Below are 12584 nucleotides of genomic sequence, written 5' to 3' on the forward strand. Positions count from 1 at the left end.
GGAGACGTTTGGGTTGACGATGGAACCTGCAATCGAGCTTGTCGGTATCGATAAAAAATTCGGCACCGTACATGCCAACAAGAATATCAATCTCACCGTTGCCAAGGGGACGATCCACGGCATCATCGGGGAAAACGGAGCGGGAAAATCGACCCTGATGTCGATTCTCTACGGCTTCTACCATGCCGATTCCGGTGAAATCCGTATCGACGGTAAACCCGTCAACATTAGGGATAGCCAGGCCGCCATCGATGCCGGCATCGGCATGGTGCATCAGCACTTCATGCTGGTCGAGAATTTCTCGGTGCTGGAAAATATCATGCTGGGTGCCGAAGGCGGCGCTTTGCTGGCCAAGGGCACGGCGGCGACCCGGAAAGAACTGAAGCGGCTGGAAGATGAATATGGCCTCAAGGTCAATCCCGATGCGATCATCGAGGATTTGCCGGTGGGTCTGCAACAGCGAGTCGAAATCCTCAAGGCCATGTATCGCGGTGCCGAAATCCTCATCCTCGATGAGCCGACGGGCGTGCTCACACCCGCTGAAGCCGACCACCTCTTCAAAATTCTTGGTGTCCTGCGAGATCAGGGCAAGACCGTCATTCTCATCACCCACAAGCTGCGCGAAATCATGGCCATTACCGATGAAGTCTCGGTCATGCGCCGCGGCGAAATGGTCGCCACCCGCAAGACCTCGGAAACGACGGTCGAGGAACTGGCCGAACTTATGGTCGGTCGCCGCGTGCTTCTTCGCGTGGAAAAGGGGGAATCGAACCCCGGCGAAGTTCTGTTTTCCGTCCGCAATCTCACCGTCAAGGACAGCCGTGGCGTGACCATGGTGGATGACGTGTCCTTTGATGTGCGCGCTGGCGAAATCGTCGGCATCGCGGGCGTTGCGGGCAATGGCCAGTCGGAGCTGCTGGAAGCCATTGCCGGCATCCGCAAACCCTATTCCGGTGAAATTCTCATGGGCGGCAAGACGGTCGACAAGGTCGATCCCGCCGTTCTGCGCAAGCTCGGCCTTGCCCATATTCCCGAAGACCGCCACCATATGGGGCTGGTTCTGAAATTCGAGGAATACGAAAACTCGATTCTCGGCTATCACCGCGATGACCGTTACGGTAAAGGCATGTTCCTTAGCCCAGAAGCCATCCGCAAGGATGCCATCGAGAAGATCGAGAAATACGACATCCGCCCGCCGAATGCTCGGCTGAAGACCGCCAATTTCTCCGGCGGTAATCAGCAGAAGATCGTCGTTGCGCGCGAAATCGAACGTGATCCGAAAATGCTGATCATCGGCCAGCCGACGCGTGGCGTGGATATCGGTGCCATCGAGTTCATCCATCGCCGCATCATCGAAATGCGCGATGCGGGCAAGGCCATTCTGCTGGTTTCGGTGGAGCTGGATGAAATCCGCTCTTTGTCGGACCGCATTCTGGTGATGTTCGCGGGCCGGGTCGTCGGAGAAAAAACGGCGGAAGCCGAAGAACAAACGCTGGGCCTGATGATGGCCGGCATCGCCGCATAAGGCAAAGGCTTTAAAGCTCATGAGTACAGCTTCCGTCCCTCTTCCCAACTGGATCAGCTACGGCCTTCTGCCGTTCCTGAACATCGTCACCGCCTTTTTCATCTCCGGCCTTGTCGTCTGGGGCATTGGCGAAAATCCCTTTGCAGCATTGCGGCTTCTGATCGAAGGTTCGCTGGGCAGAGGTGACGCCATCGGCTTCACCCTGTTTTACACCACCAGCTTCATCTTCACCGGCCTGTCGGTGGCGGTCGCCTTCCATGCGGGCCTTTTCAATATCGGCTCGGAAGGTCAGGCCTATATCGGCGGTCTGGGTGCCGCCATGGTCGCGTTGGCGCTTGACCGCTACGTGCCCTGGTATGTCACCATGCCGTTTGCCGTCATAGGTGCGGCGCTTTTCGGTGCGGCCTGGGCCTTCATTCCCGGCTGGCTTCAGGCAAAACGCGGCAGCCACGTCGTCATCACCACCATCATGTTCAACTTCATCGCAGCTGCGCTGATGGTCTATCTGCTGGTCAACGTCTTCATCGTGCCCGGCAAGATGGCGCCGGAAACCCGCACCTTCCTGCCCGGCGGGCAATTGCCGAAGCTGGACTGGCTGATGGCGATGTTTGGTCTGAAACTAGGCCCCGCGCCCTTCAACGTGTCCTTCCTCATCGCGCTCGTTGCCGCGTTTCTGGTCTGGGTTGTGATCTGGCGGACCAAGCTCGGTTATGAAATGCGCACGCTCGGCATCAGCCCGTCTGCCGCCGTCTATGCTGGCATTCCCTATTCGCGCACCGTCATCATCGCCATGCTGATCTCCGGCGGTCTGGCGGGAATGATGGCGCTCAATCCGGTCATGGGTGCCTCGGCACGTTTGCAGGTGGAATTCGTCGGTGGCGCAGGATTCGTCGGCATTGCCGTGTCGCTCATGGGACGCAGCCACCCGCTCGGGATCGTCTTTGCGGCGCTCCTCTTCGGCATCCTCTATCAGGGCGGCGCCGATCTGTCCTTTGAAATGCCCAACATCACCCGCGAGATGATCGTCGTCATTCAGGGTCTCGTCATCCTGTTTGCAGGCGCGCTCGAATATATGTACCGCCCCGCTGTGGTGCGGATCTATCAGCAATTTGTGAAGAGGTAGGCCCATGGAAACCTTCGATATGCTGGTCAGCATTCTCGGTTCGACCGTCCGCCTGACCATTCCGCTGATGTTTACGGCCCTAGCAGGCCTGTTTTCAGAACGCGCCGGTGTGTTCGATATCGGTCTTGAGGGCAAGATGCTGGCTGCCGCCTTCGCATCGGCCTGCGTGGCCTACATCACGTCCGATCCATGGGCGGGTCTTGCCGCCGGTATCGGCGTGTCCATCTTCTTCTCGCTGGTGCATGGCTTTGCCGTCATCACCAACCGGGGCAACCAGATCGTCTCGGGCGTGGCGCTCAACTTCGTGGCGGCTGGTCTCACTGTCGTTCTGGGGCAAGCATGGTTCGGGCAGGGCGGTCGCACGCCGCAGATCACCGGCGAAGGCCGCTTCACGCCCATCATTCTTCCTGGTGTGGATGCCATGCGCGAAATCCCCTTCATTGGCCCGCTCTATGCCAATGTCATCTCGGGCAACAATATCCTGACCTATCTCGCCTTCATCGCCGTGCCGATTTCCTGGTGGGTGCTTTACCGCACGCGCTTTGGCCTTCGCCTGCGCGCCGTGGGTGAAAATCCGGGCGCTGTCGATACGGCAGGCATTTCCGTGACATGGATGCGCTTCCGCGCCGTCATCGTCGCCGGTTTCCTCTGCGGCTTTGCCGGAACGTATCTGGCCGTCGCACAGTCTGCCGCCTTCATCGCCAACATGTCTGCGGGCAAGGGCTATATCGCGCTCGCCGCCCTGATCTTTGCCAAATGGAAGCCAGTGCCGGTCATGTTCGCCTGCCTTCTGTTCGGTTTTCTGGATGCGGTCGCAAACTTCATGCAGGGCAAGGCCATTCCGGGCATCGGTGAAGTGCCGGTCCAGATATTCCAGGCGCTGCCCTATATCCTCACCTGCATTCTGCTGGCCGGTTTCATCGGCGTCGCCAAACCGCCGAAGGCCGGTGGCGTTGCTTACTCGAAGGAGCGTTAGTTCATGTCGCACGAATTGTTCGAAGCCGCCCGCGAGGCCATGGCCTTTGCCCACGCACCCTATTCGAAGTTCCCCGTCGGTGCGGCCATCCGCGCCGAAGACGGCAAGATCTACAAAGGCGCCAATATCGAGAACCTGTCCTTCCCTCAAGGCTGGTGCGCGGAACCCTCCGCCATCAGCGCCATGGTCATGGGCGGGGCAAAGAAGATCACCGAAATCGCCGTCATCGCAGAGAAACTGGCGCTCTGCCCGCCCTGCGGGGGCTGCCGCCAGAAGATCGCGGAATTCGCATCTGCCGATACAAAGATTTATCTCTGTGACGAAGCGGGCGTACAGAAGGTCATGACCATGGACGAACTCCTGCCCTTCAGCTTCAAGACAGAGTTGTAATGATGGATCACGCGATCATCGATGTCCTCGTGGACAGGCTGAACGGGCTGATGCCGCGCACCGCCGTGGTTCTCGGCTCCGGCTTAGGCTCTCTGGTGGACGAAGTGACCGACCCGATCCGCATTCCCTATGCCGATATTCCGGGCTTTCCGGAAAGCGCCGTCTCCGGCCACGCGGGCGAACTGGTCGCTGGCTATCTCGGTGGCCAGCCCATCCTCATGCTGGCAGGCCGCGTCCATTATTACGAACAGGGTGATGCGAGCGCCATGCGCCCGGCCATCGAGGCTCTCTCGGGCATCGGCGTGCAATCGCTGATCCTCACAAATTCCGCAGGCTCCGTTCGTCAAGACATGCCACCCGGATCGGTCATGCAGATCACCGATCACATCAATTACTCCGGCATGAACCCGCTGATTGGCGAAGACAGCGACCGCCGTTTCGTCGGCATGACCAGTGCTTATGATGCGGATCTGTCGCTTGCCATGCGCAATGCCGCCATTCGCGCCACCGTGCCGCTGTTTTCGGGCGTTTACATGTGGTTCTCCGGCCCAAGCTTCGAAACGCCTGCGGAAATCCGCATGGCCCGCACGCTGGGTGCGGATGCCGTTGGCATGTCCACGGTGCCGGAAGTCATCCTCGCGCGCTTTTTCGGGATGCGCGTTGCCGCCGCTTCCGTTATTACCAATTACGGTGCCGGCATGACCGGGGCCGAACTGAGCCATGAAGAAACCAAAGACATGGCGCCCATAGGCGGCAAGAGACTGGCCGCAATCTTAACGGAAATGATTTCAGGAGGAAATTGAGCATGGAACTTCAGCGCCCGCGCGAAGCCGCCGCTCTCGCCTTGTCCTTGCTGGACCTCACCAATCTCAAGGAAGACTGCACGCCGGAGCAGATTGCCGCTCTGTGCCAGAAGGCCCATACGCAGTACGGCACGACGGCTGCCATCTGCATCTGGCCGCGCTTCGTGGCGCAGGCCCGTGCCGCCTTCGGCAAGGATCACTCGATCCGCATCGCAACCGTCGTCAATTTCCCCTCGGGCGATCTCGATGTCGCAGCCGTGGTTGGCGAGACGGAACGCGCCATCGCCGATGGTGCCGACGAAATCGATCTGGTCATTCCCTACAAGAAATTCATCGCAGGCGATGAACATGCCGTGGCCGAGATGATCGCTGCCGTGCGCACGGCCTGTGTGACGCCTGTTCTGCTGAAAGTCATTCTCGAAACCGGCGAGTTGAAGGACAAGGCGCTGATCCGCCGCGCCTCGGAAATCGCCATTGCCGAGGGTGCGGATTTCATCAAGACCTCCACCGGCAAGGTCTCGGTCAATGCCACGCTGGAAGCCGCCGACATCATGTTGCAGGCCATCCGCGACAGCAAAAAGAAGGTCGGCTTCAAGCCTGCCGGTGGCATCGGCACGGTGGAAGATGCAACGCTCTATCTGCGTCTGGCGGAAACCGTCATGCAGCCCAACTGGGCCATGCCCTCTACCTTCCGCTTCGGTGCTTCCGGCATTCTGGACGATATTTTGAACGTGCTGGGCGGCGGTGAACCGGCCAAGTCTGCTAGCGGATATTAATCCCCCATGATCCCGCAGGAAATCATCCGCCGCAAACGCGATGGACAGGCGCTGACGGCGGATGAGATTTCCGCCTTTATCTCCGGCCTCTCCAACGGTTCGATTTCCGAAGGACAGGCCGCAGCCTTCGCCATGGCGGTCTTCTTTCGCGGCATGAGCCGGGATGAGACGGTGGCTCTGACGCTGGCCATGCGAGACAGCGGCGATGTTCTTTCCTGGGCCGATATCGGCAAACCCATTGCCGACAAGCACTCCACCGGCGGGGTGGGCGACAATGTCTCGCTCATGCTCGCCCCCATCGTTGCCGCCTGCGGTCTCGCCGTGCCGATGATTTCGGGCCGTGGTCTTGGCCACACCGGCGGCACGCTCGACAAGCTCGAAGCCGTTACCGGCTACAATGTCATACCGGATGAGACCCTGTTTCGCCGGACGGTCAAAGATGTCGGCTGCGCCATTATCGGCCAGACGGGCGATCTCGCCCCCGCCGACAAGCGGCTTTATGCGATAAGAGATGTGACCGCGACCGTCGACTCGATCCCACTGATTACGGCCTCCATCCTGTCCAAAAAACTGGCTGCCGGTCTGGAAACACTGGTGCTGGATGTCAAATTCGGCAGCGGCGCTTTCATGCTCAGCGCCGACGAATCGGAACTGCTGGCCCGTGCGCTGGTGTACGTCGCCAATGGCGCAGGCGTCAAAACCTCAGCCCTCATCACCGATATGAACGAGCCGCTGGCCGATGCCGCAGGCAACACGCTGGAAATCGTGCATTGTCTGGATTTTCTGAACGGTAAAAAAGCCGGGACCCGCATTGAAACACTGGTTCTCGCCTTCGCCGCTGAAATGCTCGCGCAATCCGGCGCCGTCTCTAGCCTTTCGGAAGGCGAAGCCATGGCGCGCAAGGCGCTTGCCTCCGGTGCGGCCATGGAGCGTTTCGGCCAGATGATCTCGGCCCTCGGCGGCCCCACGGATTTCATAGAAAAGCCGGGGCAGTATCTCAAATCCGCACCGCATATTGCGCCTGTTCTGGCAACCGAGACCGGGTTTCTATCCTCCTGCCAGACACGCGATCTCGGCATGGTCGTCGTCGCCCTCGGCGGTGGTCGTCGCCATCCCAGCGATGTCATCGATCATCGCGTGGGCATTTCGGATATTCTGCCCTTGGGAACGAGGGTGGAGAAAGGCCAGCCGATTGCCATGGTGCATGCGGCAACGCAGGAGAGCCTGACCAAGGCCATCCAGGACGTGTCTGACGCCTACGGCCTGTCGCAGGACGCACCCGGCGAACAGCCGATCATCGTTTCGCGCATCGGTGCCTGACCGCTACCGCGTCAGAACAAGCCTGCCGTTTTCCGATTTGAAGGATTTGAGCTGCTTTAGAAAGCTCATGCCGATCAGCACCGTGTCCAGCCCGCCATCTTTCGAAACGGCTGCCTGCACGTTGCGCGCAACGATATTGCCGAGCTCGACCCGCTCCAGTGTAATGACGGCAACGGATTTGACGCCGTTCGCGGTGGACGTCTGATATTTGTAATCGCTGTCCTTCAGCACATAACCCAGTCGCCGCGCAGTGCTTTCATCGAAGGCAACCATCGTGGCACCGGTATCGATCATCCCTTCGATCTGCTTTCCATTGATTCTAAGCTTGGCAGCATAGTGGCCACGCCTGTCGGCCGTCAGCGTCACCGTGCCTGCACTCGGCGCCGCCGCCGGCGTGCTGGCCTTGGTTACCGGCAACGCCGTGCTGGTCGCCTCCGTCTCGGAGGGAATGGCGACATAATCCTCAAGGAATTTGGGGGCTGAAACGGCCAGAATGATGATGCCGCCCGCCGCGAACAGAAATCCCCGTGACATCATCTTCGCTCATTTCCCTTGTGCCCCACCTTGAGCGGTATGATGTGGGAAGAAGGCGTGAAAAAGTTGCTAACGGTCCGACGAAAGCGCCCTTTGATATGCGGCTTTGAGGCTTCAAGAGAATATCTGGTTAATAGCCGTTTCAACGTTAGATGACGTCGCCCCAAATCTGAACAGCCAAGTGTGGCCGTTCACGCGATTGCACTTTGAAAGCCAAGGGCTTAGTTTGCCATCAAACAGGAATTCGGTCGGCATCATGGCACTTTCGGGCAAGAATATTCTTCTCATCATTTCCGGTGGCATCGCCGCCTATAAGAGCCTCGATCTCATCCGCCGTTTGAAAGAGCGCGGCGCGAAGGTGACGCCGGTCATGACGCGCGGGGCGCAGGAATTCGTGACGCCACTTGCCGTCGGAGCACTCTCGGCCACCCATGTCTTCACCGAACTGTTCTCGCGTCAGGACGAACAGGATGTCGGCCATATCAGGCTGGCGCGGGACTGCGATCTCATTCTCGTCGCACCGGCGACTGCCGATCTCATGGCGAAGATGGCCAACGGTCTGGCCGATGATCTGGCCTCCACCGTGTTGCTGGCCACGGATCGCAAAGTCCTCGTCGCACCGGCCATGAACCCTAAAATGTGGACGGCCAGTGCAACCCAGCGCAACATTTCGACCCTGAAAGCAGATGGCATCGGTTTCATCGGCCCCATGGCAGGCGAGATGGCGGAGAAAGGCGAGGCAGGCCTTGGCCGCATGGCCGAGCCCTTGCAGATCGTCGATGCCGTCGAAACGCTTCTGGATGAAGGCCCGAAGCCGCTGGCAGGCAAGAAGGCCATCGTCACGTCAGGCCCGACCCATGAGCCGATCGATCCCGTGCGCTACATCGCCAACCGCTCCTCCGGCAAGCAGGGCCATGCTATTGCAGCCGCCTTGGCTGAACTGGGTGCAGAGGTAACGCTGGTCTCCGGCCCGGTGACGATCGCCGATCCGGCGGGCGTGACCACGATCCACGTCGAACGTGCTCAAGACATGCTCGATGCCGTTCTGTCACATCTGCCCGTCGATATTGCGGTCATGGTCGCCGCCGTTGCTGACTGGCGCGTGGCGACAGCCGTCGATCAGAAGATCAAGAAGCAGCCGGACGGCCAGCCACCATCGCTGCAGATGGTGGAAAATCCAGATATTCTCAAGACCGTGGGTCATCACGCGCAGAGGCCAAAAATCGTGGTCGGCTTTGCTGCGGAAACGCAGAATGTCGAAAGCAACGGCCGCACCAAGCTGGCGCGCAAGGGCGCCGACTTCATCGTTGCCAACGACGTGTCCGCCTCCACCGGCATCATGGGGGGAGATCGCAACAGTGTGAAGCTCATATCCAGCCAAGGTATCGAAGCCTGGCCCGATCTCGACAAGCGCGACGTTGCACGGCGGCTTGCCGCGCTGGTGGCGGAGAGACTTACATGAGCCATTTTGATCGGGAAGGCTTCGACGCATGCTTGGGGCAGTGGCCGGGGGTAACATTCGTAGATCAGTGGGATTCCCATGTCGCCAAGGTGGGCGACAAGGTTTTTGCAGTGCTGGGAGAGCGAGAAAACTGGCGACTGGTCATCAAATGTTCAGAAGAAAGCTTCGAGATTTTGACATCGCTTCAGGGCATTGGACAAGCGCCTTATTTTGCGAAACGCAAATGGATTTCCATCTCCGATAGCGCACCGCTTCAATCGGGTGAACTCGATCACTATCTGCGGCGTTCCTATCAGTTGGTCGCAGCAGGGCTGACGAAAAAACAACGTGCGGAACTTGGCGTCGCGCTCTTCTGACCACCATATGGCCGGATCAGAACGAGAGAAAAGCAGAAGCGGGGACAAAGACCATGAAGACGAAGCTTCCCAATCTCGTTATTGTCAGACACGGCGAAACCCAGTGGTCCCTATCCGGTCGGCACACGGGCCGCAGCGACATACCCCTCACCGCAAATGGCGAAAGCGCCGCCAGACAATTACCCGCGCGGTTGCCCGCTCTTGATTACAAGGCGGTTTTGACCAGCCCGTCAAAACGGGCGCGAAGGACGTGTGAGCTGGCGGGCTTTGCGGACACGGCACGGGTAGACGACAATCTTGCCGAATGGGACTACGGACGATACGAGGGATTGACGACCAGCGAGATTCAGACTGAGGCTGCGGGCTGGACAGTTTTCCGCGATGGCTGCCCCGGTGGGGAAATGTCGGCAGACGTCGGTTCCCGGGCCGATACGGTCATCGCAGCGGTCAGGGCGGTTGCGGGTGATGTTCTGATATTCTCTAGCGCTCATTTTCTGCGGGTTTTGAGCGCGCGCTGGCTGGGCCTGCGTCCGGAAGCCGGCTCGCTTTTCACGCTGGATACTACGAGCATCAGCATACTCGGATATGAGCATAACCTCGACGAGCCTGTCATCAGACAATGGAACCAGACATAATCCCGTCTGGTGGTCACACTAAGCTTGAGTTCCCTCGTGCAGTTGGAGACATCACTTTGAAAGCAGCCCCTGCCCCTCCCGTTACGCTCGTTATTTTCGGTGTTACCGGCGACCTCACGCGTCGCCTTCTTATTCCCTCACTCGTCAATCTGACGAGCAGCGGGCTGGTGGGCGACGATTTCAACATTCTTGGTGTCGGCATTGAGCCAGGTGACGACGCGATGTTGGTCGACAGGCTCGATGCCTTCCTATCTGGCCTTGGAGGTCAAAATCCTGTTTCCGCCGATCCTGCATGGCAGCGGCTGAAGAAACGCATAGCCTATATCAGTGGCGACTTCACCAAGGATGACGTCTTTGGTGAAATCAGCCAGCGCCTTGGTCAGGCATCTTCCGGCAATGCAGCTTTCTATCTCGCAGTCCCGCCTCAGTTCTTCGGCCCCATTGTCGACAAGCTGGGGCAGCATGGGCTCGTTTCCGAAGAGGATGGCGCGTTCAGAAGGATTGCTATCGAAAAACCTTTTGGGACAAATCTTGCGTCCGCACGCGCTCTCAATACTCAAATCCTGCGGACTGTTTCAGAAAAGCAGGTTTATCGGCTGGATCATTTCCTCGGCAAGGAAACCGTTCAAAACATCATGACAGCGCGCTTTGCCAATATGATGATCGAATCTCTGTGGAACAACAACTACATCGATCATGTCCAGATAACTGCCGCAGAGATCGTAGATGTCGGATCGCGGGGAAAATTTTACGATGCAACCGGCGCGTTGCGCGACATGGTGCCCAACCATCTGTTCCAGCTGCTGGCAATGGTGGCCATGGAACCGCCTAACAGCTTCGATGCCGAGGCGATCCGTAACGAAAAAAGCAAACTCTTGCAGGCACTCCGCGTCTATACCGCAGAGGAAGCACCTCTTCATTCCGCTCGGGGCGTCTATTCGGCCGGTACGCTGAACGGAAAGCAAGTTCCAGCCTACAAGGACACGCCTGATGTTGCGGCAAATTCGATGACGGAAACCTTCGTCGCGCTGAAGCTCTACGCCGACACATGGCGTTGGGCAGGCGTTCCCTTCTATCTCAGAACCGGAAAGGCAATGACGGCGCGCGACACAGAGATCGTCGTCACGTTTAAACAGGTGCCTTTCGCCCAATTCCGAAAAACCGACGTCACACCCGACCTTCCGCCTAACCGTCTGATTATTCAAGTGCAGCCCGATGAGGGGTTAAGCATGGAGATATCCATCAAATCACCGGGCCAATCGATCGATACATTGCCCATCTCCATGGACTTCCACTATGCGGACCGGTTCGATATCGGCAAGATGACCGGCTACGAATCTCTTCTTTATGAGCTTTTTCTGGGCGACCAGACCCTCTTTCAACGCGCCGATGGAATTGAAGCTGGCTGGGCGGCAGTTCAGCCATTCCTCGATCTCTGGGCCAAGGGATCACCTCCTGACCTCTATAAGCCGGGAAGCGCCGGTCCACAATCAGCTCATGAACTCATCGCTCGCGATGGTAGGGAATGGCGCGACCTCCGCGTCCCGCCTCCACCCGCGAAGGCGTGAGCAGAGCCCAACTGGTCACGATCCTACAAATACTGCTTGCCTTTGCCTCGGACATGGCAGCTAATCGACACGAGGAAACAGGGAGACCAGTCCAATGGCCAAGGGTCAAGTTCGCAGCAACAAAGAAATCCGCAAACCGAAAAAAGACAAAGCCGCACCCGCGGCTGCGCCGACACTCGGATCGCAGGTAAAGGCCAGCGAAAGCTCCACGAAAAAGAAGTAAACCGCTTTCAAATCCAGGCTTCATCCCGACATGCAAAGGTGCCGGGATGACTTGCTTTATGCCGTAATGGCTGTGGAGTTCAGAAAAACGCACGCTCCTCTTCTCAATTTCCTATCCTCGTTTGGTCGCTAGGCCGCCCTGCATCAATAGATGTAGGCTTGAAGGGCGAGGTCCGACAGCCTGAGCTTTTTCGGCTTTTCGAAACCATCAACCGCCGGTCGAGTCTTCGTAAAACACTTCATGGCCTGAAAGCCAAAAGCTTCAGGATTACTCTTCTTCCGACATGATGTTTATCGATTAAAGTCCAATCTCGTAACACCACATGATTGCTATTCCCGTTCAAACCGTGGTGATTGGCAAGACACCGGGCCACCAGGCGGCGAGCCTGCAGGTCCATGGCGACATTGCCACCATCATGGCATCCATGGAGGTTCTGGATCTCATGGAGCAACAGTTCCTTGCCNATTTTGAAGCCGGAGGGCTTGCTGACGGTTCTGTTCCAGACCATCGGCATTCTGGGACCATTCCCGTTCAAACCGTGGTGATTGGCAAGACACCGGGCCACCAGGCGGCGAGCCTGCAGGTCCATGGCGACATTGCCACCATCATGGCATCCATGGAGGTTCTGGATCTCATGGAGCAACAGTTCCTTGCGGCGGCAGGCAACGATTTGATGGCGCGGATTGCGTCCGGCGAGATCGACACGGAGGCCAAACACAAAAAGCTCCTCGACCAGTATGGTGAGGAGCTTAAACGCAAATATTTGGAATGGTGTAATTTACAAGTTTCAGTGGTTGCGGGGGCAGGATTTGAACCTGCGGCCTTCAGGTTATGAGCCTGACGAGCTACCGGGCTGCTCCACCCCGCGTTACCAGCGCAAGTTCTTGGAACTT

The 12584-nt window shown here is 58.3% G+C and carries 13 protein-coding genes and 1 tRNA gene; 12 read left to right on the forward strand and 2 right to left on the reverse strand.

Translation table 11 applies throughout. The features are described 5' to 3' along the window. The first annotated feature begins 19 nt into the window (after positions 1-19). Genes ASF29_RS16150 through deoA form a run of 7 tightly spaced genes read left to right on the forward strand, consistent with a single transcriptional unit; the run spans position 20 to position 6913 of the window. Positions 20-1525, forward strand: a complete 1506-nt coding sequence (locus tag ASF29_RS16150) for an ABC transporter ATP-binding protein (protein WP_156462694.1) — start codon at positions 20-22, stop codon at positions 1523-1525. 19 nt (positions 1526-1544) lie between these two features. Further along, entirely contained in the window at positions 1545-2648 is a 1104-nt protein-coding gene (locus ASF29_RS16155; protein ID WP_062451658.1) for an ABC transporter permease, read from the forward strand. Positions 2649-2652: 4 nt separating this feature from the next. Then, entirely contained in the window at positions 2653-3624 is a 972-nt protein-coding gene (locus ASF29_RS16160) for an ABC transporter permease (RefSeq protein WP_062451659.1), read from the forward strand. A 3-nt stretch (positions 3625-3627) separates the two neighbouring features. Continuing rightward, positions 3628-4014 (forward strand): cytidine deaminase, encoded by a 387-nt coding sequence (locus tag ASF29_RS16165; RefSeq protein ID WP_062451660.1) that lies wholly within the window; start codon positions 3628-3630, stop codon positions 4012-4014. 2 nt (positions 4015-4016) lie between these two features. Further along, positions 4017-4817: a purine-nucleoside phosphorylase gene (locus ASF29_RS16170; protein ID WP_062451713.1), complete on the forward strand. Its 801-nt coding sequence runs from the start codon at positions 4017-4019 to the stop codon at positions 4815-4817. Between the two features lie 2 nt (positions 4818-4819). Continuing rightward, positions 4820-5593 carry a deoxyribose-phosphate aldolase gene (deoC, locus tag ASF29_RS16175; protein WP_062451661.1) on the forward strand — a complete coding sequence of 258 codons (774 nt, stop codon included), beginning with the start codon at positions 4820-4822 and terminating at the stop codon, positions 5591-5593. 6 nt (positions 5594-5599) lie between these two features. Then, positions 5600-6913, forward strand: coding sequence for a thymidine phosphorylase (deoA, locus tag ASF29_RS16180; RefSeq protein ID WP_062451662.1), 1314 nt, complete (start codon positions 5600-5602; stop codon positions 6911-6913). Positions 6914-6916: 3 nt separating this feature from the next. On the opposite strand, the gene ASF29_RS16185 is transcribed toward deoA, so the two are convergent. Continuing rightward, the gene (locus ASF29_RS16185) at positions 6917-7450 is read right to left on the reverse strand and encodes a TIGR02281 family clan AA aspartic protease (protein WP_062451663.1); all 534 of its coding nucleotides are present in this window, start codon (positions 7448-7450) and stop codon (positions 6917-6919) included. Positions 7451-7703: 253 nt separating this feature from the next. Between ASF29_RS16185 and coaBC the strand changes: the two genes are divergently transcribed. The 5 genes from coaBC to ASF29_RS25055 all read left to right on the forward strand — a co-directional run bounded on the left by coaBC (position 7704) and on the right by ASF29_RS25055 (position 11691). Beyond that, positions 7704-8909, forward strand: coding sequence for a bifunctional phosphopantothenoylcysteine decarboxylase/phosphopantothenate--cysteine ligase CoaBC (coaBC, locus tag ASF29_RS16190; RefSeq protein WP_062451664.1), 1206 nt, complete (start codon positions 7704-7706; stop codon positions 8907-8909). Further along, positions 8906-9265, forward strand: coding sequence for an MmcQ/YjbR family DNA-binding protein (locus ASF29_RS16195; protein WP_062451665.1), 360 nt, complete (start codon positions 8906-8908; stop codon positions 9263-9265). Before coaBC ends, ASF29_RS16195 begins: the two co-directional genes overlap by 4 nt. 53 nt (positions 9266-9318) lie before the next feature. Further along, on the forward strand, positions 9319-9900 hold the full coding sequence (locus ASF29_RS16200) for a histidine phosphatase family protein (protein WP_062451666.1): 582 nt from the start codon (positions 9319-9321) through the stop codon (positions 9898-9900). Between the two features lie 56 nt (positions 9901-9956). Continuing rightward, positions 9957-11468, forward strand: a complete 1512-nt coding sequence (gene zwf / locus ASF29_RS16205) for a glucose-6-phosphate dehydrogenase (RefSeq protein ID WP_062451667.1) — start codon at positions 9957-9959, stop codon at positions 11466-11468. A gap of 94 nt (positions 11469-11562) precedes the next feature. Further along, positions 11563-11691, forward strand: a complete 129-nt coding sequence (locus ASF29_RS25055) for a hypothetical protein (protein WP_280136429.1) — start codon at positions 11563-11565, stop codon at positions 11689-11691. Between the two features lie 791 nt (positions 11692-12482). Here ASF29_RS25055 and ASF29_RS16215 read toward each other — a convergent pair. Beyond that, positions 12483-12559, reverse strand: a tRNA-Met gene (locus ASF29_RS16215). Positions 12560-12584 lie beyond the last annotated feature (25 nt).

Source organism: Rhizobium sp. Leaf262 (assembly GCF_001422245.1).
In the GTDB taxonomy this organism is placed as follows: domain Bacteria; phylum Pseudomonadota; class Alphaproteobacteria; order Rhizobiales; family Rhizobiaceae; genus Agrobacterium.

What these genes read in the sequence shown, in the direction of transcription:
- ASF29_RS16150 (WP_156462694.1), top strand. Translation starts at nt 20, where the DNA reads ATGGAACCTGCAATCGAGCTTGTCGGTATCGATAAAAAATTCGGCACC.
- ASF29_RS16155 (WP_062451658.1), top strand. Translation starts at nt 1,545, where the DNA reads ATGAGTACAGCTTCCGTCCCTCTTCCCAACTGGATCAGCTACGGCCTT.
- ASF29_RS16160 (WP_062451659.1), top strand. Translation starts at nt 2,653, where the DNA reads ATGGAAACCTTCGATATGCTGGTCAGCATTCTCGGTTCGACCGTCCGC.
- ASF29_RS16165 (WP_062451660.1), top strand. Translation starts at nt 3,628, where the DNA reads ATGTCGCACGAATTGTTCGAAGCCGCCCGCGAGGCCATGGCCTTTGCC.
- ASF29_RS16170 (WP_062451713.1), top strand. Translation starts at nt 4,017, where the DNA reads ATGGATCACGCGATCATCGATGTCCTCGTGGACAGGCTGAACGGGCTG.
- deoC (WP_062451661.1), top strand. Translation starts at nt 4,820, where the DNA reads ATGGAACTTCAGCGCCCGCGCGAAGCCGCCGCTCTCGCCTTGTCCTTG.
- deoA (WP_062451662.1), top strand. Translation starts at nt 5,600, where the DNA reads ATGATCCCGCAGGAAATCATCCGCCGCAAACGCGATGGACAGGCGCTG.
- ASF29_RS16185 (WP_062451663.1), bottom strand. Translation starts at nt 7,450, where the DNA reads ATGATGTCACGGGGATTTCTGTTCGCGGCGGGCGGCATCATCATTCTG.
- coaBC (WP_062451664.1), top strand. Translation starts at nt 7,704, where the DNA reads ATGGCACTTTCGGGCAAGAATATTCTTCTCATCATTTCCGGTGGCATC.
- ASF29_RS16195 (WP_062451665.1), top strand. Translation starts at nt 8,906, where the DNA reads ATGAGCCATTTTGATCGGGAAGGCTTCGACGCATGCTTGGGGCAGTGG.
- ASF29_RS16200 (WP_062451666.1), top strand. Translation starts at nt 9,319, where the DNA reads ATGAAGACGAAGCTTCCCAATCTCGTTATTGTCAGACACGGCGAAACC.
- ASF29_RS25055 (WP_280136429.1), top strand. Translation starts at nt 11,563, where the DNA reads ATGGCCAAGGGTCAAGTTCGCAGCAACAAAGAAATCCGCAAACCGAAA.